General features: G+C 61.6%; 26 protein-coding genes. 17 read left to right on the top strand and 9 right to left on the bottom strand.

Annotation, left to right across the window (positions count from 1 at the left end; translation table 11 throughout):
- Positions 1-33: 33 nt before the first annotated feature.
- From extKL to extH, 4 genes are all read right to left on the bottom strand, one after another.
- Entirely contained in the window at positions 34-1,386 is a 1,353-nt protein-coding gene (gene extKL, locus AABA48_RS12020) for a multiheme c-type cytochrome (seleno)protein ExtKL (protein WP_286350646.1), read from the bottom strand.
- Between the two features lie 112 nt (positions 1,387-1,498).
- Entirely contained in the window at positions 1,499-1,813 is a 315-nt protein-coding gene (extJ, locus tag AABA48_RS12025) for a selenite/tellurite reduction operon protein ExtJ (protein WP_286350647.1), read from the bottom strand.
- A 39-nt stretch (positions 1,814-1,852) separates the two neighbouring features.
- Entirely contained in the window at positions 1,853-3,073 is a 1,221-nt protein-coding gene (gene extI / locus AABA48_RS12030; RefSeq protein ID WP_286350648.1) for a selenite/tellurite reduction operon porin ExtI, read from the bottom strand.
- A 67-nt stretch (positions 3,074-3,140) separates the two neighbouring features.
- Entirely contained in the window at positions 3,141-4,532 is a 1,392-nt protein-coding gene (gene extH / locus AABA48_RS12035) for a selenite/tellurite reduction operon rhodanese-like protein ExtH (protein ID WP_286350649.1), read from the bottom strand.
- 272 nt (positions 4,533-4,804) lie between these two features.
- Here extH and AABA48_RS12040 point away from each other — a divergent pair, with 272 nt between their 5' ends.
- The 17 genes from AABA48_RS12040 to AABA48_RS12120 all read left to right on the top strand — a co-directional run bounded on the left by AABA48_RS12040 (position 4,805) and on the right by AABA48_RS12120 (position 21,203).
- Positions 4,805-5,740 (top strand): LysR family transcriptional regulator, encoded by a 936-nt coding sequence (locus AABA48_RS12040; protein ID WP_286350650.1) that lies wholly within the window; start codon positions 4,805-4,807, stop codon positions 5,738-5,740.
- Positions 5,741-5,897: 157 nt separating this feature from the next.
- Positions 5,898-7,532 (top strand): methyl-accepting chemotaxis protein, encoded by a 1,635-nt coding sequence (locus AABA48_RS12045; RefSeq protein ID WP_286350651.1) that lies wholly within the window; start codon positions 5,898-5,900, stop codon positions 7,530-7,532.
- A 154-nt stretch (positions 7,533-7,686) separates the two neighbouring features.
- A complete protein-coding gene (locus tag AABA48_RS12050) occupies positions 7,687-8,121 on the top strand; it encodes a DUF4418 family protein (protein WP_286350652.1) in 435 nt (144 codons plus the stop codon).
- 176 nt (positions 8,122-8,297) lie between these two features.
- Positions 8,298-8,969 (top strand): heavy metal response regulator transcription factor, encoded by a 672-nt coding sequence (locus tag AABA48_RS12055; protein ID WP_286350653.1) that lies wholly within the window; start codon positions 8,298-8,300, stop codon positions 8,967-8,969.
- Positions 8,950-10,371, top strand: coding sequence for a heavy metal sensor histidine kinase (locus AABA48_RS12060; protein ID WP_286350654.1), 1,422 nt, complete (start codon positions 8,950-8,952; stop codon positions 10,369-10,371). The genes AABA48_RS12055 and AABA48_RS12060 overlap by 20 nt, the downstream gene beginning before the upstream one ends.
- A 157-nt stretch (positions 10,372-10,528) precedes the next feature.
- Positions 10,529-12,430, top strand: a complete 1,902-nt coding sequence (locus AABA48_RS12065; protein WP_286350655.1) for an LTA synthase family protein — start codon at positions 10,529-10,531, stop codon at positions 12,428-12,430.
- Positions 12,431-12,432: 2 nt separating this feature from the next.
- Complete coding sequence (locus AABA48_RS12070) at positions 12,433-13,293, top strand: phosphatase PAP2 family protein (RefSeq protein WP_286350656.1); 861 nt, start codon at positions 12,433-12,435, stop codon at positions 13,291-13,293.
- Positions 13,271-15,007 carry an ABC transporter permease gene (locus tag AABA48_RS12075; RefSeq protein ID WP_286350657.1) on the top strand — a complete coding sequence of 579 codons (1,737 nt, stop codon included), beginning with the start codon at positions 13,271-13,273 and terminating at the stop codon, positions 15,005-15,007. Before AABA48_RS12070 ends, AABA48_RS12075 begins: the two co-directional genes overlap by 23 nt.
- A 9-nt stretch (positions 15,008-15,016) precedes the next feature.
- Positions 15,017-16,324, top strand: coding sequence for an ABC transporter ATP-binding protein (locus tag AABA48_RS12080; RefSeq protein ID WP_010943582.1), 1,308 nt, complete (start codon positions 15,017-15,019; stop codon positions 16,322-16,324).
- A 50-nt stretch (positions 16,325-16,374) separates the two neighbouring features.
- Positions 16,375-16,716 (top strand): ArsR/SmtB family transcription factor, encoded by a 342-nt coding sequence (locus tag AABA48_RS12085; protein ID WP_010943583.1) that lies wholly within the window; start codon positions 16,375-16,377, stop codon positions 16,714-16,716.
- Between the two features lie 55 nt (positions 16,717-16,771).
- Positions 16,772-17,194: an arsenate reductase ArsC gene (locus AABA48_RS12090; RefSeq protein ID WP_286350658.1), complete on the top strand. Its 423-nt coding sequence runs from the start codon at positions 16,772-16,774 to the stop codon at positions 17,192-17,194.
- On the top strand, positions 17,187-18,239 hold the full coding sequence (gene arsB, locus AABA48_RS12095) for an ACR3 family arsenite efflux transporter (protein ID WP_286350659.1): 1,053 nt from the start codon (positions 17,187-17,189) through the stop codon (positions 18,237-18,239). The genes AABA48_RS12090 and arsB overlap by 8 nt, the downstream gene beginning before the upstream one ends.
- A 14-nt stretch (positions 18,240-18,253) precedes the next feature.
- Positions 18,254-19,201, top strand: coding sequence for a permease (locus tag AABA48_RS12100; RefSeq protein ID WP_286350660.1), 948 nt, complete (start codon positions 18,254-18,256; stop codon positions 19,199-19,201).
- A gap of 25 nt (positions 19,202-19,226) precedes the next feature.
- Positions 19,227-19,454 carry a thioredoxin family protein gene (locus AABA48_RS12105; RefSeq protein ID WP_286350661.1) on the top strand — a complete coding sequence of 76 codons (228 nt, stop codon included), beginning with the start codon at positions 19,227-19,229 and terminating at the stop codon, positions 19,452-19,454.
- Positions 19,454-19,831, top strand: coding sequence for a thioredoxin family protein (locus AABA48_RS12110; RefSeq protein WP_286350662.1), 378 nt, complete (start codon positions 19,454-19,456; stop codon positions 19,829-19,831). The genes AABA48_RS12105 and AABA48_RS12110 overlap by 1 nt, the downstream gene beginning before the upstream one ends.
- The gene (locus AABA48_RS12115) at positions 19,828-20,514 is read left to right on the top strand and encodes a cytochrome c biogenesis CcdA family protein (RefSeq protein WP_010943589.1); all 687 of its coding nucleotides are present in this window, start codon (positions 19,828-19,830) and stop codon (positions 20,512-20,514) included. The genes AABA48_RS12110 and AABA48_RS12115 overlap by 4 nt, the downstream gene beginning before the upstream one ends.
- Before the next feature lie 29 nt (positions 20,515-20,543).
- Positions 20,544-21,203: a cation transporter gene (locus tag AABA48_RS12120; protein ID WP_286350663.1), complete on the top strand. Its 660-nt coding sequence runs from the start codon at positions 20,544-20,546 to the stop codon at positions 21,201-21,203.
- 5 nt (positions 21,204-21,208) lie between these two features.
- Here AABA48_RS12120 and modC read toward each other — a convergent pair whose 3' ends face one another.
- The 5 genes from modC to AABA48_RS12145 all read right to left on the bottom strand — a co-directional run bounded on the left by modC (position 21,209) and on the right by AABA48_RS12145 (position 25,642).
- Positions 21,209-22,264: a molybdenum ABC transporter ATP-binding protein gene (modC, locus tag AABA48_RS12125; RefSeq protein WP_286350664.1), complete on the bottom strand. Its 1,056-nt coding sequence runs from the start codon at positions 22,262-22,264 to the stop codon at positions 21,209-21,211.
- Between the two features lies 1 nt (position 22,265).
- The gene (gene modB, locus AABA48_RS12130; RefSeq protein ID WP_286350665.1) at positions 22,266-22,949 is read right to left on the bottom strand and encodes a molybdate ABC transporter permease subunit; all 684 of its coding nucleotides are present in this window, start codon (positions 22,947-22,949) and stop codon (positions 22,266-22,268) included.
- A gap of 6 nt (positions 22,950-22,955) precedes the next feature.
- On the bottom strand, positions 22,956-23,708 hold the full coding sequence (modA, locus tag AABA48_RS12135; protein ID WP_286350666.1) for a molybdate ABC transporter substrate-binding protein: 753 nt from the start codon (positions 23,706-23,708) through the stop codon (positions 22,956-22,958).
- Between the two features lie 38 nt (positions 23,709-23,746).
- Positions 23,747-24,598: a ModD protein gene (modD, locus tag AABA48_RS12140; protein WP_286350667.1), complete on the bottom strand. Its 852-nt coding sequence runs from the start codon at positions 24,596-24,598 to the stop codon at positions 23,747-23,749.
- Between the two features lie 234 nt (positions 24,599-24,832).
- Complete coding sequence (locus tag AABA48_RS12145) at positions 24,833-25,642, bottom strand: TOBE domain-containing protein (protein WP_338270453.1); 810 nt, start codon at positions 25,640-25,642, stop codon at positions 24,833-24,835.
- Positions 25,643-25,730: the final 88 nt, after the last annotated feature.

A 25,730-nucleotide genomic window follows, 5' to 3' on the forward strand; every position in this document is an offset into this window, starting at 1 on the left:
CCGGCCATCACATGAAGGAGGTGCTGCGTGGTGTTACTTGCCTTTGGTGCTGATGTTCACCTTCTGGGTGAACTCATGCCAAAGGAACGGATCGGAATTCATGGTGCCGAACGGGAGATACCAGAGCTTGACCTCCACATCCAGTTCGTGGGCCAGGGTCTTGCGGACTTTCTTCCCATCCTCCACCACATCCTCGGTGGGGAAGAGGATATCGAACCGCTCGTGGATCTTCTTGCCCGGCGGCAGCCCCGTATCTTCGATCATTCCGCTCTTCTCGTAGGGGCCGCGCCCCATCCGGTCGCCCCGGGCCAGTTGCTGGGGCACCGGCATGTAGATCTTCTCCTGATTGAACACTTCCTCGCCGTCTTTTGTCTTTGCAATGACCGACAGAACCAGTCGGTTGGGGGTCGGTCAGCCGTCGGGGATCGAGTGGCCCGCGTGGTTGGTCATCTCGACCTTCACCACTGCCTTGGGCGTCACCAGCGCCCCGTCCCGCCAGTGATAGCCATAGGCCTCGGCCTTGAACTCAACCGCGGCCTTGGCCATGCCCGGATCACGGTAGCTCTGCATGTTGTGCCCGAGCTTGCTCTTCTTCATGTGGCATTCCTGGCAGTTTTCCCGCCCGCCCTCGGCCTTGTAGGCCCAGAGGTAGCTCGCATAGCTGGTGCAGCACTGGGTCGGGTTGTCCAATTCCATGTTCGGCCCCAAGCCGTGGCACTGGCCGCACTGGATGGACTCTGACATGATCGGGCTGACCTTCATCGCGGGGAATGCCGCAGAGGGGTGCTCCCCTTCCTTTGAGCCGTAGACTACCCCGGCCTGGGGATAGCCGTCGGTCCACTTGTGGGTGATGGCGTTACGGTTATGGCAAACGAGGCAATTGATGTTGAGGCTCTTGAGCTTGTCAGCCTCGGCAGTGGCCTTTGCCGAATCCTTTTTCTTCAGTGCATCCTGCCAGCTGCCGATGGTGGCGATGATCTCCTTGGCCACCGAGTCCTCGGCATCGGCCAACTGGGGGAGATGGCACTTGGCACATCCCATCAGGTGCTCAACCTTCACGTCCGACGGGCTTTTCACCCCCGAATAGTCCCATTCCATGAGGCCGTTGACCACAGCGGTCATGAAAGTGGCGGCAGTCCGGCCGGTACCGAAGATTGAGCGGGCATGGATCGACTGTTCCCACTCATCGTGAACTTCCTGGTGACACTCGATGCAGGAACTGGAATCATACATCTTTGCCAACTCGGCCATGGTCTTCGCCTTGCCGCTCTTGGCAGCGATCGTCTCCTGCCAGCCGATGCCCGCCTTTTCGGCAAAGACAGGTGAGGCGGCACAGAGCGCAAACGCTGCGGCAGCAAGGGTCAGCCATGCGGTTTTGTGCTTCATGGTCTACTCCTTTGTTGTGCCATACACAAATAATTGTATTGCAATAAATGGATTTTAACCCGTAAAAAGAAACCTCCCCGCCCCAGGGCGGGGAGGCGGTCACGGCAACCGACTAGCAGCCCTGGAGTGCATCGCCGGCGGCTTCGGAGATGGTCATGGAAGAATCCGCCTTGATCTTGGCAGCCTTTGCCTTGCCGAACTTGAGGACGACTTCGTCGCCTTTCACCTCGACAACAGTCGGCATGCCGCCGCTGGCCTGAACGTGGGCGCCTTTCTTGACCCAGGCGGGTACTTTCTCGGCCTTGACGGTAACCTTCTCGCCATCAACCTTGAGGACCTTCCCCGAGAAGGAGCCGGCAGCAAAGGCGAACGCCGCCATGGAAAGGGCTACCAGAGCCGCCGCGATCGACATCATGATTTTTTTCATTGTTCTTACCTCCCGCGTGTGGTTGTGCTGCGCTCAGCCCTAGAAGAGGAGCTGGAGCTGGGTGATGAAGGTGGTGAAGTCTTCGGACTTGACTCCGTTGTACGTACCTTCCTTGTCGAAGTCGGTCTTGCTGACCTCGGCCGTGAGCTTCAGGTTCTGGCCCCAGATGTAGTAGTTGGCGCCGACGCCGTACCAGTTGATGTCCTGGTCCACCACATTGTTGAGGCTGGCGAAGCTCCACCGCTCGTAGCGGCCGAAGACCTGGAGGGGGATGGTGGGAAGCATGTAACCGGCCTTGGCATACCAGCCGTTTTTCTCGCCATTGAGGCCGATGGCACCGCTGTCCACATTGGTTGACACGGTATAGGCGTCATCCATGCTGAAGTCGGCGTAGGCGGCAGAAGCGGTGATGGTGCCGAAGCCTTCGACCGGATACTCGAAATAGCCGTCAACAGTCCAGGCGGTGTAATCCTTGGAGTCGGTCTGGGTGGCGGCATTGCCGTAAGCGACGTTCGGCTCGTACTGGACCGCGGCGCCCACGGTCAGCACCTGCTTCTCGCCCATGTAGGTGCCCTTGTAGCCGTAATCCTTCTCGGGATCGAGCAGGGTCACGTGAGCGCGGGCCGTATAGCGGAAGTTCGAATCAGGTGAAGAATAGCCGCTGGAATCCCGGTCGCCTGCCTTGCGGCCTTCCATCGCGTCGAGGCGATACTGGAAGACGTCGTTGAACAGGTTACCCCAGACCGCCACACCCACGTCGCGGGTCGAGACATAGGGGGCGCGGACAAAGAGGGACCGGTCCAGGGTCAGAGGCATTTCACATGCCTCAAGATTCTCACGGGTCAGGTTGTGCTTGAATTTACCCACATTGACCCGGAACCCATCGTGGAATTTGAAACGCATAACGGCGTCGAGAAGCTGGAACTGCGTATCGGCGCTGTTGTCGCCGACGCCGAGGGTGCTCACGTTGGGGTCCTCGGTGAATTCGGTCTGGACATAGAGGCTCAGCATGTCGCCGTACTTGCCCATGAAGGCGAGACGGTTGCGGCGGAAGTTGAAGTTGGTGGTGGTGTCGTCACCGTTGGCGCCGGAGCCGTTGTCGCGAACCGTCATCTGGAACTGGCCCTTGTAGTCGATCTGGAGGGCGCCCTGGTCTTCGGGGCCGAAGGTAATGCGGGGACCAGCAAACGCCGTGCCGGCCAGGAGAGCCGTACCGAGGGCGACGCCGGAGATGGTCGATATCTTGCGCATATTCATCATGCATTCGCTCCTTTTGATTGAGAGGTCCCCCGCCTCGGTGGGCGGGGGTCAAGAACGTCGCTCGCTGCTAGCAGCCACCGCCACCGGTCGAACCGCCACCACCGGTCGTACCGGTAACAGTGCTGCGGTAGGCCCTGTCGGCATCTTCAATCTGGTTGCCGTTGGCATAGCTCGGCTCCACGCCGTAGACGCGGGAAGCATAATCAACAATCACCTTGCTCCGGGGAGCATCAACGTTCCACGTCAGGTTATCCGTAAGCAGGGTGGTATCCCAGATGGACCCCACTGCCAGCTTGCCGCCACGGGTCGGATTTACCGCGTCCGCTGCAGCCATCAGGTTCCACTGGCCCAGGGAGCCGTCATACCATTTGACATCAACGTTGGAATTATAATAGGCGATTCCGTCAAGGATGAAATAACCTATGGATGCATAGTTCCCTGCCCGACAGAGAGAGATGAAGGTTTTCGTGGCATCGAGACTTGTCTCGCCGAGCGGAGTCGTGCCATCCGTGCCGAAAGCCGCCACGAGATCAGCTCTGATCGCGGCAGTATCTTTGAAGTACATGCCGCTTGTCAGCATTCTGGTGGCGTGATAGCTGTAAGAACCTTTAATGGCACCATCAAACGGGGTGAATTTTGTGCCGTCAAGCAGGTCTGACGTCGGGCCCGAAACCGTGGCATTGACAGTCGTAGTTGATCCGCGGACAGTGTCAATGATGGTAACCTTGTCCGCATTGCCGTCCCTGATACCTTTGACATACGCAATCATCTCACCGAGCGACACCCGCATATCGGTGTTCACGTTAGTAGTCCCGTTCTGGGCAACGCCATAGGTCGACTTCTGTACGCTCGGGACAACCGACGTCAAGATGTAACCGGCATCAGTCCACCCCTTATTCCCGCCATCAAGAACCTTGAGGCGATTTTTGGGGAACCCCCAGTAACGGAGCGTCGTATAGGCCCGGGTTGCATTGATTGCGCCAGTGACGCTGGCGGCATTACTTGTCAGAACAATCGTCGTATTTTTATCAATTCCCGCGTTCTGTAGCAGGCTGTCGATAACGGCCCCGGTGCAGACCATGCTCCCGGTAACGCTTAACGGACCCTCAGCACGTGTATTGTCCTGGAATGCACCTGAACCGGCTGAGATCAATTGTGCGCCGGGAATGTGCCCAACCGTGTTGTACGCATTTGAACCGTCGCCGGCGTTGGCTGACACATCAAGGATCACGACACGGTCATAACTCCCGAGAGCTTTGTTCACCAACCCCGCGTCAACCCATGACTTGAGTGTTTGGGCATTGATCAGTGCATTAGTCGTTTGCGTCGTGGCGACAGACGCCGCCGGCTGATCATAGCCTCCTCCACCGCAGCCCCACAACGTCAGCAGCGTCAGCGCGACAACGCCGAGCATGCCGGCCAGCATGACGCGTCCCTTTCTCCATGCCTGTTTCGCCATACAACCTCCTTTAACTGGTTATTGCCTCTCCTCCCGAAGGAGACGGCGCCTCACACGCACACGGCATGAGGCAATGTAGCTGCTAGCCCGTTACCAATTGCAACAAAGGTGCCACACAATTAGAGCCAAATAATGCCGCACCAAGCAACCGCTTATCCTGACTTTCTTTTTTCATCTTGAACTATATCGTCGTTTTTGTAATAACTTGAAGTGAAACATTTTCATAACAGCCATGCGCAACACGCATAACATTCATAACTCACTATAAAACAATGGATTTGATCCTTCTTAATACTTTTATAAAGGTCGCGACCATCGGCAGCATCTCAAAGGCTGCAGGGCTGCTTTGCGTCACCCAGTCCGCGGTTTCGCGACGCATCAAGTTGCTGGAAGAACACTACGGCCGCCCCCTCCTGGAGCGTACCGGAACCACGCTGAGGCCCACCCCTGCCGGGAAAATGCTGATCGAAAAGGCCAAGTCGATCCTTGACATCGAGCGCCAAATTCTCGACAGCCTTGGTGTCAAGGAAACGAGGCAGAAGATATCCTTCTGCTGCACCCCGTCCTTCGGCATCGGCAGCCTTCCGACGATCCTCGACGCCTTTCTGGCCGACAAAGGGGAGAAAACAGATCTCAAGTTCGTTTTCGCCATGCCCGAGGAGGCCCTGGACGGGATCAGAAGCGGCAGGTTCGACCTCGCCCTCATCGAGCACTGCGACGATCTTGACCTGAACGGCTACCGGACGTATCCGCTCCCCCCCGACGAAATGATCTTCATCAGCGCCCCCGCGCGCGGCATCGACATGCCTGAACCGGACATCGACCGACTTCTGGGGGAGCGGCTCTACCTCAAGAACGAAACCGGCTGCGCCAAACGCTTTCTCGACCGGAACATGCGCTCCATCGGGCGCGACGGCAACGAGTTCGTCAACACCGTGTACTTTGACGACTGCCCGTTCATCATCAGCCAGGTACGTGCCGGCAACGGCATCGCCTTTGTCTCGGCAACGATCGTTCAGGCCGAGCTTCGCGCCGGCACACTGCGCGCACACCGGATCGCCGGATTCGACCCGTTCCGTCCCCGCACCATTGTATTCAGCCCGCACATGGAGTGTTCTCCCGCTATTCACGCCTTCACTGAAACGCTCTTTGCAGCCCACGACATCCCCTCCTCCGCTGCCTTGTTCTCCTCCCGGCGCACCCGGTAAGGCCGCCACCTTCCAGGCGATCTCAATTTTCCTTAAAGTTATTCGGGTATGCTCCGATACGCAACAACAGATAACCACACGCGACGTGTGTTCACGGTCAAGGATCCGGCCAACGCCGAGCCATCCGATTGGGCTGGACCGAAAGGAGAGGAGAACGATGCGCGTTATCAGGAACTTGCATCTGAGCACAAAACTGGTGGCGGGTTTCGTACTCGTGGCCGTTATAGCAGGATTGGTCGGCCTCATCGGCACCCTGAAGATCCGCGTCATGGAAACGGCCGGCACTGAAATGTACGATCTGGTTACCGAACCCCTCGGCACCATGGGCGGAGTGGCCATCGCCTTCCAGAAGGCACGGGTCAACATTCGCGGCATGATCCTTGACGACAATCCCGCCCGAGCCCAGGCCAACGCAAACTCCATCGCCAAGTTCTACAAGGAGATCGACGAAGGGCTGGCGGATTTCGGCAAGAGCATCCTCAGCAAAGATATCCGGCAGGAATTCGACTCCCTCAGAAATGCCATTACTGAGTATGCTCCGATACGGGAAGAAATCGTAACCGCAACCCTTGACGGAGACCGGGAAACGGCGCTGGCTCTCATGCGGAGCCAGGGACTGGCCTTCGAAAAGAAGATCGATGAATCGATCAAGAAACTCTTCGACATGAAGATCGCCGGGGCGAAAAAGCGAAAAGACCTGAATGCGGCAGCAGCTCAAAGCGCACTGACCCAGATGATGTTTCTTGCCCTCATCGGCATGGTTGTCGCCGTGGTTCTCGGCCTCTTTGTCTCTCGCCAGATCACGGTACCGCTCAGGAAGGTCGTAGACTTTGCCCAGGCCATCGCCCAAGGCGACCTGGCTCACCGCCTGGATATGGAACAGAATGACGAGACCGGGCAACTGGCCGAGGCCGTCAACACCATGGCGGATCGGCTCAACCGGCTCATTGCCGGCGTGGCCGAAAATGCATCCCAGGTGGCAGCGGCAGCGAGCCAACTCACCTCAAATGCCGAGCAAATGGCGACCGGCGCGGAGGAGGTGGCGGCGCAAACCGGTACCGTGGCCACGGCCAGCGAGGAAATGGCGTCCACCTCGGCGGAGATCGCCCAGAACTGCACCGCCGCTGCTGAAGAGTCGCGCCGGGCAAGCGATACGGCGGTCCAGGGTTCGGAGGTCATTCGCCATACGGTCGGCGAGATGGAGCGAATCGCCGAACGGGTCCGCGAGACGGCCAGAACCGTGGAAAGCCTCGGCGCCCGGAGTGATCAGATCGGTGAAATCATCGGCACCATTGAGGATATCGCCGACCAGACGAACCTTCTGGCCCTGAACGCGGCCATCGAGGCGGCCAGGGCCGGTGAACAGGGACGCGGCTTCGCCGTGGTCGCCGACGAGGTCCGGGCACTGGCGGAGCGGACATCCCGCGCTACTAGGGAAATCAGCACCATGATCAAGGCGATTCAGCAGGAGACCAAGGGAGCCGTTGCCTCCATGGAGCAGGGGGTGCGGGAAGTGGAACGCGGTACGGCCGAGGCATCCCAGTCGGGCAAGGCCCTGGAAGAGATCCTGGAGCAGGTGGGCTGCGTGACCATGCAGATCAACCAGATAGCAACGGCAGCCGAGCAGCAGACCTCGACCACGTCGGAGATCAGCGGCAACATCCAGCAGATTACCGACGTGGTTCAGCAGACAGCCCGGGGTGCCCAGGAAACCGCGGCGGCCGCACGGCAACTCTCGCAGCTGTCGGCAGAGCTGCAGCACCTGATCGGCCAGTTCCATCTCGCAGCCTGACCGTCTTCATCTTTAACAAAAAAAGGACCCTCCGAACCGGGGGGTCCTTTTTTTGTTAAGTGACGCAGGCAGGGAACGCTATCGGGCGAATATATTTTTGATGACAAACAACAGTCTCAATGGTAACTATGGGTAAACGTTAATGGGAGTACACATGAAGCAACTCAGTGCGGCCGCACTTTTCATATCCGGAGCCCTGCTGCTCCTTTTGCCCCGGATTCTCGCCCCAGTCTGCATCCACGCCTCGAACATCGACCCGAAGCTCGGCGCATTCATGCCGTGCAGCGATGCGGCAGCCATTGCCTACGTGATCGGGGCCATCACCATGGCGTGCAGTTGCGCTGTCATGTTCGCCCCCGACACAGGGACCGCGAAAGGGGCTCTCTGGCTGTGCCTGACCCTGGCGGGGCTCCTCTTCTACGGCTACCTGCTGACTCCCGGCGTCTGCCACGCGGAGGGAATGCCATGCCGGGCAAGCACCCTGCCGGCGGCCCTCGCCTTGGGAGCCTTCCAGGTGTTCTTCAGCCTGCTGGGCCTTTTCTCGATCGGATCATTCGACCGGTTCCACGCCACGTTTCGCCGCCCCTGAGCAGTAACCCGCCGAAGATCCCCTTACCCTGGCACCCGGCCCGGCCACCATCCCGCAACACGCCGCTCATGAAGCACCATCCACCGGTCGCGAAAATGGTTGCGACATCCCGACGCAGACGCTAAAATCACCAGAAAAATCCACCCCATCCGCCACCCCGGCGCCCCGACATCTCCATGCGCGTCCTGATCATCGAAGACGAAAAGAAGGCAGCCGCCTACCTCCAGAAAGGGTTCGCGGAGAACGGCTTCACGGCCGACACCGCCGCATCCGGCGACGACGGCCTCCACTTGGCGCGAACCGAGAACTATGACCTGATCATCCTCGACATCATGCTGCCCGGCCGGGATGGCTGGGAAGTACTGGAAGAGCTGCGGAAAGAGGGGAGCGAGGTGCCGGTCATCTACCTGTCGGCCCGGGATGCGGTGCACGACCGGGTGCGAGGGCTTGAGCTGGGGGCCGACGACTACCTAGTGAAACCCTTCGCCTTCTCGGAACTCCTGGCGCGGGCACGGACCATCCTCCGGCGGGGGCCGGCCCGCCAACCGGAACGTCTGCGGGCTGACGACCTGGAGATGGATCTCGTGGGGCACAAGGCCCGGCGGGAGGGGAGGCCCATCGACCTCACCGCCAAGGAATTTATCCTGTTATCGCTGCTCTTGCGCCGCAAAGGCGAGGTACTTTCCCGCACCCTCATCGCCGAACAGGTGTGGGGAATCAATTTCGACAGCGACACCAACATCGTCGACGTAGCGATCCGCAGGCTGCGGCGCAAGGTCGACGATCCCTTCGAGCGTAAGCTCATCCACACCGTCCGCGGAGCAGGCTATGTACTTGAAACGAAGTAACGGCCCCTCTCCGGGAACGCTCTCCCTTGCCGCGCGTCTCACCGTCCTCTCCACCCTCGCCACCACCGGCGTCCTCCTCTTTGCCATCGCGTTCCAGTTCCTTGCTCTGGTAAGCGACCTGGAGTTCGAGGACAACGACTTCATCATCGACAAGATCCGGGTCATCGAGGCGATCATCGTCCGTTACCCCGAAGACAGAGTGCACCTTGAGCAGGAAGTCCAGTGGGAAGGGAGCATGCGCGAGGATAGCCGGTACCTGGTCCGCATCGCCGACGCCCGGAAGAACATCATAATGGAGACGCGGGGAATGGACGGCATTGCCCCGCCCGCCATGTTTCCCCGGCCGGCCCGGGACACGCACGCCATCGGCCGGGGGAAGAAGCTCACGACCCCCGAGGGCCGCGTCTACCTGGTAAACGCAGCCTGGACCGATGGGGGACGAGCGCCGGACAGCCGCCAGATCCAGGTGGCGCTGGACGTAACCGAAGAAGAGGAGATGCTTGAAGGATACAAGCAGAAGATGGCGTTTGTGTTTCTGGCCGGACTCTTTCTCTCGGCAGGTCTCAACGTGGTGGTGGTGCGACGGGGGCTGCGCCCCCTGGTCCAACTCACGGAGACGGCTAGCCGCATTGACGTGACAACCCTCCACGAACGGATCGATGCCCGGGTATGGCCTCGTGAGCTGGCCCGTTTCGCCGCCGCCTTCGACGCGATGCTCACCCGGCTCGAATCCTCCTTTGAGCGGCTTGAATCCTCCTCCGCCAACCTGGCCCACGAAATCCGCACCCCCCTCAACATCCTGCGGGGCGAAGCGGAAGTGACCCTCTCCCGGGCCCGTTCTCCGGAAGAATACCGCCGGGTCATCGAGTCGAGCCTTGAGGAGTACGAGCGGCTCTCGCGGCTCATCGACAACATTCTCTTCCTGGCCCGGGCCGAGCAGCGGATCGAACCGGTCCCCCTGGACGCGGGCCATGAACTGGAACTGCTTCAGGACTACTACGGCACCCTGGCAGAGGAAAAGGGAATCGCCATCTCGTGCACCGGCGAAGGAACGATTTCCGCCGATCCACTCCTGTTCCAGCGGGCCGTCGGGAACGTCCTTTCCAACGCCATCCGCTACACCCCGGCAGGGGGAACGATCACCGTCAGCATCGATCGGCCCGATGACGGCACCGCACTCCTCACCGTCATCGACACGGGCATCGGTATCACCGCGGACGACCTCCCACGGGTCTTCGACCGGTTCTACCGCAGCAGCGAGGCCCGGACCCTCAATGCCCAGGGAACCGGGCTCGGCCTCGCCATCGTCCGTTCGATCATGGAACTCCACCGGGGGAGCGTGACCATCGATAGCGCGCCGGGGCGGGGGACCGCCGTGACGCTCCGCTTCCCCCCAGCCTGACCAACAGCCTTTCATTTCAATCTCCACAGAAGATTCCGCCCCGCCACGCGCCAGTTACACCAAGATGACAAAACTGTCATCTCCCCGTCATGATCCGGTCAGGTCCCGGCAGGTATGATTATTGGTTGAAGTCTGATTTCCCTCATGCGGAGCCTTCATGAACCTGCGCCGTAACCTTGGCATCATCTCTCTCTTTTCGCTCATCTACCTGGCCATCTCCACCGTGACCCGAACCGTGCTCCTCACCATGGTCCCAAAGGGGTCAGGGCTCACGGTCCCCCTGGTGGCAAAGGCCTACGCGGCGGGGCTCCTGTTCGACGTTGCCGCCCTCGCCTATCTTCTCATCCCGGCGGCCCTCTACCTGATCCTCGCACCACGACGGCTCGTGGAACACAGGAAGCACGCCTGGCTGGTCCGGGCGGCGTTCTTCGTCATCATCGCCGCCCTCATCTTCGGCGCCGTGGCCGAATACTTCTTCTTCGAGGAATTCGCCACCCGCTTCAACTTCATTGCCGTGGACTATCTGATCTACACCGGCGAAGTGATCGGCAACATCCGCGAATCATACCCCCTCGTTCCGATCCTCGGCACGATCCTGGCCGCGGCCCTGATCCTCACCCGACTGCTGCAGGGCGCCATCGACCGTGCAGCAACCATCACCTTTTCGGGGCGCAGGCGTCGCCTCGGCGCAGCGCTCCCGGCCCTTCCCCTGGCAGCCCTTCTCTTTGTGAACATCTCCGCGACTGCCATCTCAGCCAACAGCTATGCAAACGAACTGGCGGGCAACGGCCTCTACGGCCTGTTCGCCGCCTTCCGCAACAACGAGCTGGACTTCACGCGCTTCTACGCCACCAGCGACGACCGGCAGATCATGGCCCGCCTCCGGGACATGGTGAAGGAGCGGAACAACCACTTCATCGCATCCCCCCCGCGCATGACCCGCCAGATCACCGGCGAGGGGAGAGAGAAACGGCTCAACGTTATCGTGGTGGTGGAGGAGAGCCTGAGCGCCGAATTCCTGGGAGCCTGGGGCGACACGCGGGGGCTGTCGCCGAACATCGACCGCCTGGCCCGGGAATCCCTCGTCTTTTCCCACCTCTACGCCAGCGGCACGAGGACCATCCGGGGGCTCGAAGCCCTCACTCTTTCGATTCCGCCGCTCCCCGGGACCTCGATCGTGAAGCGCCCCGACAACGGCGGATTCCGCTCCTGGGGCGAGGTCATGAAGGAGAAGGGGTACGACACCCGCTACATCTATGCCGGCTACGGCTACTTCGACAACATGAACGCCTTCTTCTCCGCCAACGGCTTTGACATTGTGGACCGGAACAGCTTTGCCCAGGACGAAATCACCTTCGCCAACATCTGGGGAGTCTGCGACGAGGACCTCTTCCGCAAAACCATCCGGGAGTCGCGCGCATCCTTTGCCGCGGGCAGGCCGTTCTTCAGCATGGTGATGACCACCTCCAACCACCGCCCCTTCACCTACCCGGCGGGAACGATCGACATCCCCCCCAAAACCGGCCGCGACGGCGGCGTGAAGTACGCCGACCATGCCATCGGCAGGTTCCTCGCAGAGGCGCGCACGGAACCCTGGTTCAAGGATACGGTATTCGTCTTCGTGGCCGACCACTGCGCCAGCAGCGCCGGCAAGACCGATCTGCCGGTGAAAAAGTACGAGATCCCGCTCCTGGTCTACGCGCCCCACCACGTCAAGCCGGGACGGGTCGACCGGATGATGGCCCAGGTCGACGTGGCCCCCACTGTGCTCGGGCTCCTGAACATGAGCTACGCCACCGATTTCCTGGGCCGCGACATACTCAAGGAAGACAGCCGCCCGGAGCGCGCCTTCATCTCCACCTACCAGAAACTGGGTTACATCGAGGGTGACCGACTCCTCATCCTGAGCCCCCAGAAGGGGGTGGGCGTCGTCCGCTTCGACCGCCGGAGCGGTGCCACCGAGCCTCTCCCCATGGATGAACGGCTCCTGCAGGAAGCCCTCGCGTGGTACCAGGGGGCCAACTACATCTATAAAAACCGGCTCAACAGGATACCCTAGCCATGGAGACGCGATCCTCAGCCCCCCTGGATGCAGGGTTCTGGCTCCGGCACTTTGCCGTGCCGCTCCTTTTGTTCGGCTTCGCCGCCGCGGCCTGCGAGATCACCCACGTGGACCTGGCCCTGGCCGACCGCTTGTATGACTTCACTTCTGGCACCTGGCCCGCCCGGGAGTCATGGTGGGCCCAGTGGCTCATCCACAAGCGGGGCAGAGACCTGGTGGTGGTCGTGGCGAGTTTCTCACTGATCGCATGGGTCCTCTCGTTCCAGATCGAACGCCTCAAGCGCTGGCGGTGGCAGGCGCTCTACCTGTTGCTGGCCATCTGTCTCGGCACCGGCCTGGTCGCCGTCGGCAAAAACCTGACCGGCCGCCACTGCCCCTGGGATATGGAGCGTTACGGCGGAACCGTTCCCTACACCAGGCTCTTTGAAGGTCCTACTCCCGGACCCGACAAAGGGCGCTGCTTCCCCGCGGGGCACGCGGCAGGCGGCTATGCCCTCATGGGAATCTACTTCGCCCTGCGGGACCGTCGGGTGGCGACCGCCCGGGCAGGGCTCACGGCAGGCATTGCCCTCGGGACCATCTACGGCTACGGCCAGATGGCCCGCGGCGCCCATTTCCTCTCCCACACCATCTGGTCCGCTGCGGTCTGCTGGTTCGCGGCACTGGTGCTCTACGCTGCATTCAGGCCGCTCTTGGCTCCATCGGTGTGCAACAGCACCATCATGGATCGATCAGGAAACAATGGACCGGACGACGGTCGGAACGAACGGATGCCGCATCCGCCCGTTCCCGACATGCCGGACATGACGCAGTCGGCGCACGACGCAGGAGAACCCCTTGTCGTCCCGCGCCGGCCATAGCCTCCGCGAAACGCGTTCACTGCCGAATCTCTGGGACGTGGCGGCATTCCTGCTCGTCCTGGGAGTCGTGGCACTCCTGGCATGGGGGAGCCGGGAAATGGCCGCAACCTTTGTTCCGGGGAAAATCGTGCCCTCGCTCTCCCTGGACCCCCGGCATCTCCCCTATTATGCCCTGCGCACCGTAATCCGCATGGGAGCGGCACTCTGCCTGTCCCTCGCCTTCACCCTCACCTACGGCACTTTGGCGGCCAAGAGCCGGCGGCTCAGCCCGATCCTCGTCCCGACCCTCGACATCCTCCAGTCGGTGCCGATCCTCGGCTTCCTCTCGGTGACCGTTACCGGCTTTATCGCCCTGTTCCCCGGTAGCCTCATGGGGGTGGAGGCTGCCTCCATCTTCGCCATCTTCACGTCCCAGGCGTGGAACATGGCCTTCAGCTTCTACCAGTCCCTGAAGACCATCCCCCGGGATCTGGGCGAAGCGGCGACCCTCTTCGGCCTCTCCGGCTGGCAGCGGTTCTGGCGGGTGGAGGCCCCGTTCGCGGTGCCGCCCCTGGTCTGGAACATCATGATGTCTGTTTCGGGGGGATGGTTCTTCGTGGTGGCCTCCGAGGCGATCACCGTGGGCAAGACCGCCGTCACCCTCCCCGGAATCGGCTCCTACGTGGCCCTTGCCATTCACCGGAAGGACATGGGGGCCATCGCCTGGGCACTGGCAACCATGCTTGCGGTAATCCTCCTGTATGACCAGCTCTTTTTCCGCCCCCTCGTGGCATGGGCCGAAAAATTCCGGGTGGAACTCTCCCAGGCGCGCATCGCGCCGGAGTCGTGGTGCCTCACCCTCTTTGCCAGGACACGATTTCTGGCCCGGGCACTGAGCCTGGCCGGCACCCTCCCCGAATTGCTCACCGAACGCCTTCCCCGGAGACGGAGGCCTCGCACCGGCGAGCATCGGCATCGCGGGCGACCTGCGGCGCGCATCATGGACCGGGCCTGGAACACGGCGTTCGCAGCGGTGGCCCTCTGGGCACTCTGGAAGCTGGCGCGCTTCGTGAGTGTGATCCCCTTCGACGAGGTCCTCTCCGTCTTCGGCCTCGGCCTGGCAACCATGGCGCGGGTTGCTGTCCTTCTGATCATGGCCTCGCTGTTTTGGGTCCCCATCGGGGTAACAATCGGCCTCAATCCCCGGTGGACAACGCGCGTCCAGCCGGTGGCCCAGTTTCTGGCCGCCTTCCCCGCGAACCTCCTCTTTCCCGCGGCAGTGGTCCTGATCGTGCGCTTCCGCCTCAACCCGGAGATATGGACCGCTCCCCTCATGATCCTCGGCACCCAGTGGTACATCCTCTTCAACGTCATCGCGGGAGCTTCGGCCATCCCCAACGATCTGCGGGAGGCAGCCGCCAACCTGGGGTTGTCGGGGTGGGAGCTGTGGCGGCGACTCCTCCTTCCCGGCATCTTCCCCTCCCTGATCACGGGGCTCGTCACTGCGTCGGGGGGAACCTGGAACGCAAGCATCGTCGCCGAGGTGGTGAGCTGGGGGCCAACCACCCTTACCGCCACCGGCCTCGGCTCGGCCATCGCCCGTTGGACGGAGCAGGGCGACTACCCCCACATCGTCCTGGGTATCGCCGTCATGAGCATGTATGTCGTCTGCCTGAACCGCTTCTTCTGGCGCAGGCTCTACCTCCTGGCCCAGACCAGGTACCGCCTCGACTAGGAGCCCGCCATGACCCAACCAGTTTCAGCCGAGCTGCTGCGGCTCGACGGCATCCGGCAATCGTATCGCAAGACCGAAGGGGACGAGCACCTGGTCCTCGACGGCGTGACCCTCACCGTCCGCGAGGGGGAGATCGTTGCGCTACTGGGGCGGTCGGGGTCCGGCAAATCAACCCTTCTCCGGATAATTGCCGGGCTCATCCCCCCCGGCGGCGGCACCGTCAGCTACGGCGGCAGCCCGGTTACCGGCCCCGTGGAAGGGGTGGCCATGGTCTTCCAGACATTCGCCCTCATGCCGTGGCTCACGGTCCTGGATAACGTGGAGCTGGGCCTGCGGGCCCGCCGGATACCGGCAGCGGAGCGCCGCCGGCGCGCCCTGGAGGCCATCGACCTGATCGGCCTGGACGGTTTCGAGTCGGCCTTCCCCAAAGAACTCTCCGGCGGCATGCGGCAGCGGGTCGGCTTTGCCCGGGCCCTGGTGGTGGAGCCGGACCTCCTCCTCATGGATGAGCCGTTCTCGGCCCTGGACGTCCTCACCGCAGAAACCCTCCGGACCGACCTGATCGAACTCTGGATCGAGCGGAGAATTCCCACCCGCGGCATTATCCTCGTCTCCCACAACATCGAGGAATCGGTCCTCCTGGCCGACCGGATCGTCATCCTGGGAACCAATCCCGGCCGGCTCGTGGCAGAGGTCCCGATCCCCCTCCCCCACCCCCGGGACCGGGAAGCTCCCCAGTTCCGCAAGCTCGTGGACGACGTCTACGCCCTCATGACCGAGCAGCCGCGCGGTGCCGTACGCCCCGAGGGGGTCACCATCGGTCACCGCCTCCCTGATGCGTCCGTCTCCCGCCTGACGGGCCTCATCGACGCCCTGGCCCGAGAACCCTACCGTGGACGGGCCGATCTTCCTGAAATCGCCGATGATCAGGGGCTCGGCGTCGATCACCTCTTCCCCCTCCTGGAGGCCCTGGAGATTCTGGGCTTCGCCCGGGTGGAAGCCGGCGACGTGGAACTCACCCCGTCGGGCCGAAGCTTTGCCGAGGCCGACATCCTCCGGCAGAAGGAGATCTTTGCCGAGCACCTGGTGCGCCGGGTCCCTCTCGCGGCTCACATCCGCCGGGTATTGGATGAGCGCCCCGGCAACCAGGCGCCGGAAGAACGTTTCCTCCGGGAACTGGAGGATTTCCTGAGCGAGGACGAGGCTCAGCGGGTACTGCGGGTCGTCATCGAGTGGGGGCGCAACGCGGAGATCTTTGCCTATGATGAAAGCTCCGGCTTCCTGAGCCTGGAGAATCCCATCGAAGAGGGGCAGTAAGTCACAACTAACGCCTTGACCGTATCCGCTTATCCGGATACACTAGCCTCATGAAACAGGCGGCCCGTTTATTCAAGTCCCTTGCCGATGAAACCCGTCTCCGGATCCTGGCGCTCCTTCTGGCCGAAGAGAAGCTCTGCGTCTGCGATCTCATGGCGGCGCTGGAACTCCCTCAATCCACCGTATCGAGACACTTGGCCCAGCTCAAAAACGCCGGCTGGGTCGACGACCGCCGGGAAGGGGTGTGGGTGTACTATTCCCTTGTAGCGCCCGACTCGCCCCAGCGCCGGGAACTGCAGGCCATCCTGACGCGACACCTTCACTCGGATCCGGTTGCCCGGGCCGACCATGATCGTCTCGTCGGATTCGGTCAGGGAAATCGTTGCGCCTGATTTTTTTTGCGACACACCATCCGCCTATCCGGATATCCACTATCCAGGAGATTCAATGAAACAGCGGGTCCTCTTTCTCTGCACCCATAACGCCAACCGATCCCAGATAGCCGAGGGGCTGGTGAACTACTTCCTCAGTGACCGGTGGGAGGCCTGCTCCGCGGGAACAGCCGCAACCTCGGTCAATCCCCGGGCGATCAGGGCCATGGCCGAATTGGGGATCGACATCTCCGGCCAGCGCTCAAAAAACCTCACCGAGCTCGACGGTCAGACCTTCGACCGGGTCATCACCCTGTGCGGCGAGGCTGCCGATACCTGTCCCATCTTTGTCGGCGGAGTCCGGCGGGAGCACCTGGGGTTCGACGACCCATCCCGGGCGCCGGGCACGGACGAGGAAATCATGGACGAGTATCGCCGGGTGCGGGACGAGATGAGGTGCATACTAATCTCCTGCCTGAACAGAGGCGACCATGAGTGAGCATGTCTCCCGCAGGCTCTCCTTCCTCGACCGCTGGCTCACCTTGTGGATCTTTGCCGCCATGGCCCTGGGCGTGGGGCTCGGCTGGCTTGTCCCCGGCGTAGAGCAGTTCATCAACCGTTTTCAGGTGGGGACCACCAACCTCCCCATCGCCGCCGGCCTCATCCTCATGATGTATCCCCCCTTCGCCAAGGTAAAATACGAGGAGATGCCCGAGGTCTTCAGGAACAAAAAGATCCTTGGCCTGTCGCTGGTCCAGAACTGGCTCATCGGCCCCGTTCTCATGTTTGTCCTGGCCGCCGTATTTCTGCCCGACAAGCCCGAATACATGGTGGGGCTCATCATGATCGGCCTGGCCCGCTGTATCGCCATGGTCATCGTCTGGAACGAACTGGCCAAAGGAAACACCGAGTACGCCGCCGGACTCGTGGCCTTCAACAGCATTTTCCAGGTCCTCTTCTACAGCGTCTACGCCTGGGTCTTCATCACAGTGCTCCCCCCCCTCTTCGGCCTGTCGGGGAGCCTTGTGGAAGTGAGCATCGGCCAGATTGCGGAGAGCGTCTTCATCTACCTGGGGATTCCGTGCTTCGCCGGAGCGCTGACCCGCCTCATCGGCGTGAAGGTTATGGGCAAAGAGCGCTACCACCAGGAGGTAGTGCCGCGCATCGGCCCCATCACTCTCATCGCGCTCCTCTTCACCATCGTGGTCATGTTCAGCCTCAAGGGCAACCTCATCGTCCAACTACCCCTGGACGTGGTACGGATCGCCATGCCGCTCCTCATCTACTTCATTGTCATGTTCCTCGTCTCATTCTGGATGGGGAAAAGGCTCGGTGCCGACTACTCGAAGACCACGACACTCGCCTTCACGGCGGCCAGCAACAATTTCGAACTGGCCATAGCCGTAGCGGTGGCGGTCTTCGGCCTCAACTCGGGGGCGGCTTTCGCGGCAGTCATCGGCCCCTTGGTGGAGGTTCCGGTGATGATCGGGCTGGTGAACGTTGCGTTCTGGTTCCAGAAGCGCTGGTTCCGGGCCGTTGCATGAGATAGGAGCGTCGCGTGTTCAAACCGTTCGCCGACTACTTGGTGTTTGACCTCTTCGCCATCACTCGCGGCACCCACATGGGAGAGGCCCTCAACTTTTTCATCTACGATACCCTCAAAATATTCTTCCTCCTCACGGTCATCATTTTTGCCGTCGCCGTTATCCGCTCCTGGTTTCCGCCGGAACGGACCAAACGCATCCTCTCCCACAAGCGGGAATATGTGGGGAACGTCATGGCGGCACTCCTCGGGGTCGTCACCCCCTTTTGCTCCTGCTCGGCGGTTCCCCTCTTCATCGGCTTCGTGGAATCGGGAGTCCCCCTTGGCGTCACCTTCTCGTTCCTCATTTCTTCTCCCATGGTGAACGAGGTTGCCTTCATCATGCTATGGGGAATGTTCGGCTGGAAAATCGCGCTGCTCTACATCGGTACGGGGCTCTTGGTGGCAATCGTGTCCGGCATCGTCATCGGACGATTAAAGATGGAAAGATACGTCCAGGATTATGTCTGGGAAATGCGGGTGGGTAATACCGAGATAGCCGAGCAAAGCTGGCAGGAGCGCATCTCCTACGCCCGGAAGTATACCCTGGGACTTCTGAAGAAAATCTGGCCCTATGTAGTGGTCGGTATCGGTATCGGTGGCTTCATCCACGGCTACGTGCCCCAGGACTTCCTGGCACGCTGGGCCGGTCGCGACAACCCCTTCGCAGTACCGGTGGCCGTGGCCCTTGGGGTACCCCTTTACAGTAACGCCGCAGGAGTTATTCCCATTGTCCAGGCTCTGACAGCCAAGGGGATGGCCATGGGAACGGTCCTCGCCTTCATGATGGCGGTGACGGCCCTGTCGCTCCCCGAAGCTATCATCTTGAAGAATGTCCTTAAGAATCGGCTCCTTGCTGTTTTTTTCGGCACGGTCGCCGTGGCCATAACCATGGTGGGATACCTGTTCAACGCTATTCTGTAGTCGCTAGCGGAAGGAGATGCGGATCATGAAAATCGAAGTACTCGGTACCGGCTGCGCCAAATGCAAAACCCTCTATGAAAACGTGCAAAAGGCCGTGGAGATGAGCGGCAAAGAGGCGGAAGTGGTCAAGGTGGAAGAAATCCAGAAGATCATGAAGTACGGCGTAATGAGCACTCCCGCACTTGTGATTGACGGCGTCGTCAAATGTTCCGGCAAGGTGCCGGCCGCGGATGAAATAAAGGGGATGCTGTGATGCGCGCTCTTGCCGCCCTGTCCCTTCTCCTCATTGCAACCGTTGCCCGGGCGGAACTACCCTCGGCCAGCGACGACGCCATCAGCCAGGCCCTTGCATCGGGAAAGCCGGCTGTCATCGACCTGGGGGCCAGATACTGCATCCCCTGTAAAAAAATGGCGCCGATTCTGGAATCCCTGGCAGCGGAATACCGGGGCAGGGCAAACATCTTGTTCATTGACGTCAATGGAAACCAGGCCGCGGCGAAGCGATTCCGGGTGCAGATGATCCCGACCCAGATATTCTTCGACGCCCGGGGAACGGAAGTGAAGCGCCACATGGGCTTCATGGACAGGGCCGACATCGTCAGGGAGCTGAGTGTCCTGGGGGTACGGTGAGCTTTCTCGACAACATTGAACAGATTGTCGCGACTCAGCCTTTCCTGGCCTTCGTTGCGGTCTTTGTCGGGGGAGTGCTCTCGTCGGCCTCCCCCTGCGTCCTGGCCACGATTCCCCTGGTGGTGGGGTTCGTGGGAGGCTATGCGGCAGAGAGCCGGAAAAAGGCATTTCTCTACTCTCTGTCCTTCATCGTGGGCCTATCGCTCACCTTCACCATCTTCGGCGCGGCGGCGGCCCTCCTGGGGACCATGTTCGGCACGGTGGGGGGATGGTGGTATGCAGCCGTGGGCGCCGTGGCGGTGGCCATGGGGCTCCAGATGATGGGGTTCTACGAGCTGCGGCTGCCGGTCCTGCCGCAATTCAGACCGAAACGGGGCGGATTCTGGGGGGCCCTCCTCCTGGGACTCTTCTTCGGGGTCGCCTCATCCCCGTGCGCCACGCCGGTTCTCGTCGTCATCCTCTCCTTCGCTGCCCTGCAAGGAAACATCCTCTACGGCACGCTTCTCCTCTTCACCTACGCCCTCGGCCACTGCCTCCTCATGCTCGCTGCCGGCACCTTCACCGGCTTCGTTGAAGCCTTCGCCGCCTCCCGGGGAGTGGCCAACGTCTCCCACTGGGCAAAGCGGGGGAGCGGTGCCGTCATCGCCCTGGCCGGGGCATGGTTCATCTGGCGGGCGTTCTGACCCTATTGACCCAAGGAGACTCATTCCCCATGCCACCCACATTCCCCCAGCCCCCGGAACTCTACCGCAAAGCGGCGCTCCTGGCCCTCATCACCATCATCTACAACATCGCTGAGGGGGCCGTATCTGTAGGGTTCGGCGTAGCGGACGAGACCCTCTCCCTCTTCGGCTTCGGTCTCGACTCCTTTGTGGAAGTGATCTCCGGAGTGGGGATATGGCATATGGTACAACGGGTGCGGCGGGGGGGAACGGAAGACCGGGACGCCTTCGAGCGCCGGGCGCTGCGGATCACCGGAGGCGCCTTCTACCTCCTGGCGGCAGGACTGGTAGTGACGGCGGGGCTCAGCATATACAGCGAGCACCGCCCCGAGACCACCGTCTGGGGGATCGCAGTGTCGCTGATATCGATCTCGTTCATGTGGCTGCTGATCCATCACAAGACAAACGTGGGAAGGGCACTCAACTCTCCGGCCATCCTGGCAGACGCCGCCTGCAGCCGGACCTGCCTGCTGTTGTCGGCAGTCCTTCTGGCTGCCAGCGCCGGCTATGAGCTGACCGGCATCGCCTGGCTCGATTCCCTCGGCTCCCTGGCCATTGCCTGGCTCGCATGGCGAGAGGGGCGGGAGGCCTTCGGCAAAGCCGACGGAATGGCATGCTCCTGCTCCTGCGGATGCAGCAACGGAGGCTAACGTCCCTACCCCAGCCGACGAAACGCCGACGCCTTGATCGCCACGTAGACCTCGCTCCCCACCGCCAGCTCCAGCTCCCGGGCCGCCTCGGCGGCCACCTCCGCCACCAGGCGCTCCCTGCCGCAGGCAAGCTCGACCCCCTCCTTGCGCCCCGACTTGAATACGCCCGCCACGGTGCACCGGAGGAGATTCCGGGCGCTGATGGCCTCGGGATGTTTCTTGAACAGGATCATGTCCTTGGATGACAGCTCGAAGAGGTGCTCTTCTCCGGCGGGAGGGTTGTTGAGCACCAGCCGGCTGTCGCCCCAGGCATAGGAAAAAAGGGTTCCCCGAGGCTGCGGGTCGGTTAACTGAAGGAGATTGATGTACCCAACCGGACTGGTTCCCATCCGGACGCGGGCAAGCTCGTCCGGCGTGGTATCGGCGGACTGTCGCCCCCGGTCGTAGACGACCACCCGGTCGGTCATCAGGCGCATCTCCACCAGGGAATGGGAAATGAAGAGGTACGGGATGGAGAACGTTTCGCAGGCCCCACGCAGATACGGAATGATCTGGAAGCGCAGGGAATCGTCCAGCGCCGAAAGGGGTTCGTCCATCAACAGCAGCCGCGGATTGGAAAGGAGCGCCCGCCCCAGGGCAACCCTCTGCTTCTCGCCGCCGGAGAGATTCGTGACGCCGCGGTCCAGGAGGTGGCCGATCCTGAGCACGTCAACGATGTCGTCGAGGCGGATGTGGCGATTGGCCACGGCGCAGCGTTTCCAGCCATAGAGGAGATTGCCCTTGACCGACAGGTGGGGGAACAGGTGCGGATGCTGGAAGACCAGGGCGATCCGACGCTTCTCGGGCGGCAGGTCCAGCCGGGCGGCACCGGAGAAAAGCGTCTCGCCGTCCAGGACAATTTCACCGCTGTCGGGGCATGCGAGGCCCGCCAGCACATTGACCAGGGTTGACTTGCCGCTCCCCGACTCACCGAAGATGCCGATCCTGCTCCCCGAAGCAGTGAAGTCGGCGCGGAGACGGAACTCGCCGAAGGATTTCGTCATCCGCACTGTCAGGTCCATCTCAGTCCCTCCTCGTCATGCGTCGCCCAACGTATTCGTGAACAAAGAGAACAACCAGAGAGAGCCCTGCCGACACGAGGCAGAGGACGAGCGCCGCCTGCTCGCCGCCCGGGGAGCCGGCATACTCGTAGATGGCCAGGGGCATGGTCTGGGTGACACCGGGAATGTTGCCGGCGATGATGATGGTTGCTCCGAACTCGCCGAGACTGCGGCCGAACATGAGAGATGAGCCGGCCGCGATCCCCCGGAGCGAAAGGGGCAGAATGACCGTGAGCAGGGTATCGTACCAGTGGGCGCCCAGACTGCGGGATGCCTGTATCAGACGTTCATCGATGGACTCCATGGCGATGCGGATGGAACGGACCAGAAGCGGAAAGCCCACCACCGCGGAAGCGATCACCGCGGCATACCAGGTAAAAATGATCCGGATGCCCACCTCGTTCAGCATCCCGCCGACCCAGCCCTTTTTCCCCAGCAGCAGCAGGAGCAGGTAACCGATCACCACCGGCGGGAGGGTGAGAGGCAGGTTGAGGAGGACCTCCACCAGCGTTTTCCCCCGGAAGGAAAGGTAGCTCATGGCGTACGCCACAGCGATGCCGAAGGGGAGGGAAACGAAGGTCGCCGCCACGGCGACCTTCGCCGAAAGTCCGATGGCATCGATGTCAGCAGGGGTAAAGGATACCATGGAGAACTATTTCACCGCAAAACCGTACTTTTCGAGAACCTTCCGTGCTTCCGCCGACTGGAGGAAACGCAGGAACTCCACGGCCTCCTTCTTGCCGGCTCCGCTCGTGGTAAGGGCCATGGGGTAGGTGACCCGGTCATGGAGTCCTTCGGGCACGGCGAACAGGATTCGGGCCTGCTTCCCCAGCAGCAGTGCGTCGGTCCGGTAGACGAACGCGCCGTCCACTTCAGCCAGTTCGGCGTACTTCATCGCTTCACGCACGTCCTTGGCCATCACGAGCTTGCCTTCCAGCGCCTTGTCGATGCCGGCAGCCTTGAACGATTCCACCGCATATTCACCGGCCGGTACGCTGCCGGGGCTGCCGATGGCGATCTTCCCGAGTTTCGCCAGGTCCTTCATACCCGCCACCGGCTGCTTCGTGGTGCCCGCGAACACCAGCGAGTTATACGCAAAAGCGCAGCGACTCGCCTCGTCAATAAGCTTGCGATTCTGGAGATAGTCCACCCATTCCCTGTTCGCGGAAATGAACAGGTCGGCCGGCGCCCCCTGCTCGATCTGCTTGGCCAGGGCGCCCGATGCGCCGTAGTTCTTCAGGAACGTGGTTCCGGGCTTCTTTTTCCCGTACTCGGCCGTCAGTTCATTGATAACCTCCTTGAGGCTCGCTGCCACGGAAAGACTGAGCTCGGCGGCCGGGACGGCGGTTGCCAGGAGCAGGATGCAGCAGAAGGCCAGGGACAGGGTTTTCATAACGGTTCGCACGATGAATCTCCTTTGTGGGTACAAAGTGACCACTGGGTTCACACCGCCGGTTCCAGCCGCACGCCGATGTCAGCCGGCCGGCCGAAGTAGGCCGACGAGAGGACCAGGATGTCAACGCCGGTGGCGGCATAGACCGCCGCGTTCGACTCGTTGATGCCGCCTGCGGCCGAAATCCTGGTTTTCGGCGCCAGCCTTCTCAGCTCCGGCACAAGTGCCGAAAGATCGGGGGGAGCCACCTTGTCGATCTGAAGGACATCGGGACCGGCGGCGGCCACGGCCACAGCATCGGCGACACTCTCCGCCTCGACCATGATGGCGGTCTCCGGCGCCCTCCTCCTGAAGTCGCCGATCATGCCGATGAACGGCTCCAATCCGCCCAGGAACGCAGTGTGCTGCCGGAAAACAAGAATCGTCTCCGACAGACCGAGCCGATGAGGGACTGCGCCGGCCGCGGTAATCGCCTTGATGGAAATCTTCCTCGTGCCGGGGAACGACTTGCGGGTGGTGGTCACCACAACGGCCGGGTTGACGGCCCGGGCCGCCGCAATGATCCGGGCAGTGCGGGTGGCAATGCCCGAGGCATACTCCAGAAGGTTGAGGGCCACCTTCCAGCCCGCATGGAGTGCTCCGGCCTCTCCGTCGGCAACCAGAAATTCCACGCCGGCAGAAAGGCGGATTCCGCTCTCCTCCACCCGAGCCACGTGGGCGCCGCACCGCTCCAGGAGCCGTCCGGCCTCCTCGGTACAGCAGAGAACGGTTTCTTCCCGGGTTGAGAAGATGATTCGCCCCTTCTGGCGGTCAATGCCGAGAAGACGCGTGGTGAGGTCACCGTAGGGACAATCCTCTTCAAAAATGCGATCGAGTTCGCTGTCCGGCAGACGGTTCAACATACTGTTCTCCCGGTGCAACCATGGCTGTGCCCTTCAATCATCCCTACGCAAGGGCAATGCCGAAAAGAGTATCGGAACCCAACCCACCTGTTTGACTGTCTTTTCCGGAACATTCCAGTCGTAGCGAGACATACGTTATAACCTTCATGACATAACGATAGGCATAAAAAAGGAGGGATCGCACAATCTTTGAGCAGGCCGGCACCCGTGCTCCTCCCCCAAGCAACGACTCCGTCAGCTAACGCCGAGAATCACACTCGATGCCTTGAACAGGGCGCAGGCGTGTCCACCCTCCTTGAGGTCGAGCCGTACGGCGCTCTCATGGGTGATGACGGCACTGATGGTGTTGCCGGCGCCGATCTCCACGTCCACTTCAGTACTGACCGGCCCCTCGATCACCTTGACGATGGTGCCGCACATGATATTGCGGGCACTCACCTTGGCGTCGTGCAGGTCAGTGCCGATAATGATCGAACTGGCCTTGACGATTGCATAGGCTTCCTTGCCCACGGCAAGCCCCAGGCTGTCGATGCTGGCATTGGTCACCACCGCGGCAATGGGGGTTCCTCCCTTGAGCGTGAGGGAGACTTCGGCGTTGACCGCCCCCTTGGTGATCCCACTGACCGTGCCGAGAAATACGTTCCGTGCACTTACTTTCATGGCTATCCTCCTCAGGAATGCGTAGAGGCTGTCGCTGTTGACGAGCCGCTCCGAAATGGTGTCGAGAAATCTACGATGCTCCTCTTGGATGATGCTGAACTGCTCGATGAGCTCGGTCCCCTCCCGGGTGAGGCGGGTACCCCCTCCCCCCTTGCCGCCGGCTGTCCGCTCCACCAGCGGCCGATCGGCCATGTTGTTCAGGTGGTTCACCATGTCCCAGGCGGTCTTGTAACTGAGCCCAACCGCTTTGGCAGCCTTGGTTATGGAGCCGTACTCTCGGATCTTTTCCAGGAGCGCAATCCGATCGCTCCCCAGAAACTTGCGGTCCGCCTTGTGGAGCCAGAGGGTTCCGGCCACCTCCATATCATGCCTGCTGCCTTTCATGGTCATTGGTATCCCGTGGTAACCAGGCGGAGTACTCCGGCACAGCATCCCGTGTTCAAGCATACCGCCGGAACCCCGCCTGTAAAGC

This window comes from Geobacter sp. 60473, from assembly GCF_036323535.1.
In the GTDB taxonomy this organism is placed as follows: Bacteria; Desulfobacterota; Desulfuromonadia; order Geobacterales; family Geobacteraceae; genus Geobacter; species Geobacter sulfurreducens.

Coding starts and splice junctions, on each gene's coding strand:
- extJ (WP_286350647.1), bottom strand. CDS start 1,813: ATGAAAAAAATCATGATGTCGATCGCGGCGGCTCTGGTAGCCCTTTCC.
- extI (WP_286350648.1), bottom strand. CDS start 3,073: ATGATGAATATGCGCAAGATATCGACCATCTCCGGCGTCGCCCTCGGT.
- extH (WP_286350649.1), bottom strand. CDS start 4,532: ATGGCGAAACAGGCATGGAGAAAGGGACGCGTCATGCTGGCCGGCATG.
- AABA48_RS12040 (WP_286350650.1), top strand. CDS start 4,805: ATGGATTTGATCCTTCTTAATACTTTTATAAAGGTCGCGACCATCGGC.
- AABA48_RS12045 (WP_286350651.1), top strand. CDS start 5,898: ATGCGCGTTATCAGGAACTTGCATCTGAGCACAAAACTGGTGGCGGGT.
- AABA48_RS12050 (WP_286350652.1), top strand. CDS start 7,687: ATGAAGCAACTCAGTGCGGCCGCACTTTTCATATCCGGAGCCCTGCTG.
- AABA48_RS12055 (WP_286350653.1), top strand. CDS start 8,298: ATGCGCGTCCTGATCATCGAAGACGAAAAGAAGGCAGCCGCCTACCTC.
- AABA48_RS12060 (WP_286350654.1), top strand. CDS start 8,950: ATGTACTTGAAACGAAGTAACGGCCCCTCTCCGGGAACGCTCTCCCTT.
- AABA48_RS12065 (WP_286350655.1), top strand. CDS start 10,529: ATGAACCTGCGCCGTAACCTTGGCATCATCTCTCTCTTTTCGCTCATC.
- AABA48_RS12070 (WP_286350656.1), top strand. CDS start 12,433: ATGGAGACGCGATCCTCAGCCCCCCTGGATGCAGGGTTCTGGCTCCGG.
- AABA48_RS12080 (WP_010943582.1), top strand. CDS start 15,017: ATGACCCAACCAGTTTCAGCCGAGCTGCTGCGGCTCGACGGCATCCGG.
- AABA48_RS12085 (WP_010943583.1), top strand. CDS start 16,375: ATGAAACAGGCGGCCCGTTTATTCAAGTCCCTTGCCGATGAAACCCGT.
- AABA48_RS12090 (WP_286350658.1), top strand. CDS start 16,772: ATGAAACAGCGGGTCCTCTTTCTCTGCACCCATAACGCCAACCGATCC.
- arsB (WP_286350659.1), top strand. CDS start 17,187: ATGAGTGAGCATGTCTCCCGCAGGCTCTCCTTCCTCGACCGCTGGCTC.
- AABA48_RS12105 (WP_286350661.1), top strand. CDS start 19,227: ATGAAAATCGAAGTACTCGGTACCGGCTGCGCCAAATGCAAAACCCTC.
- AABA48_RS12110 (WP_286350662.1), top strand. CDS start 19,454: ATGCGCGCTCTTGCCGCCCTGTCCCTTCTCCTCATTGCAACCGTTGCC.
- AABA48_RS12120 (WP_286350663.1), top strand. CDS start 20,544: ATGCCACCCACATTCCCCCAGCCCCCGGAACTCTACCGCAAAGCGGCG.
- modC (WP_286350664.1), bottom strand. CDS start 22,264: ATGGACCTGACAGTGCGGATGACGAAATCCTTCGGCGAGTTCCGTCTC.
- modB (WP_286350665.1), bottom strand. CDS start 22,949: ATGGTATCCTTTACCCCTGCTGACATCGATGCCATCGGACTTTCGGCG.
- modD (WP_286350667.1), bottom strand. CDS start 24,598: ATGTTGAACCGTCTGCCGGACAGCGAACTCGATCGCATTTTTGAAGAG.
- AABA48_RS12145 (WP_338270453.1), bottom strand. CDS start 25,642: ATGAAAGGCAGCAGGCATGATATGGAGGTGGCCGGAACCCTCTGGCTC.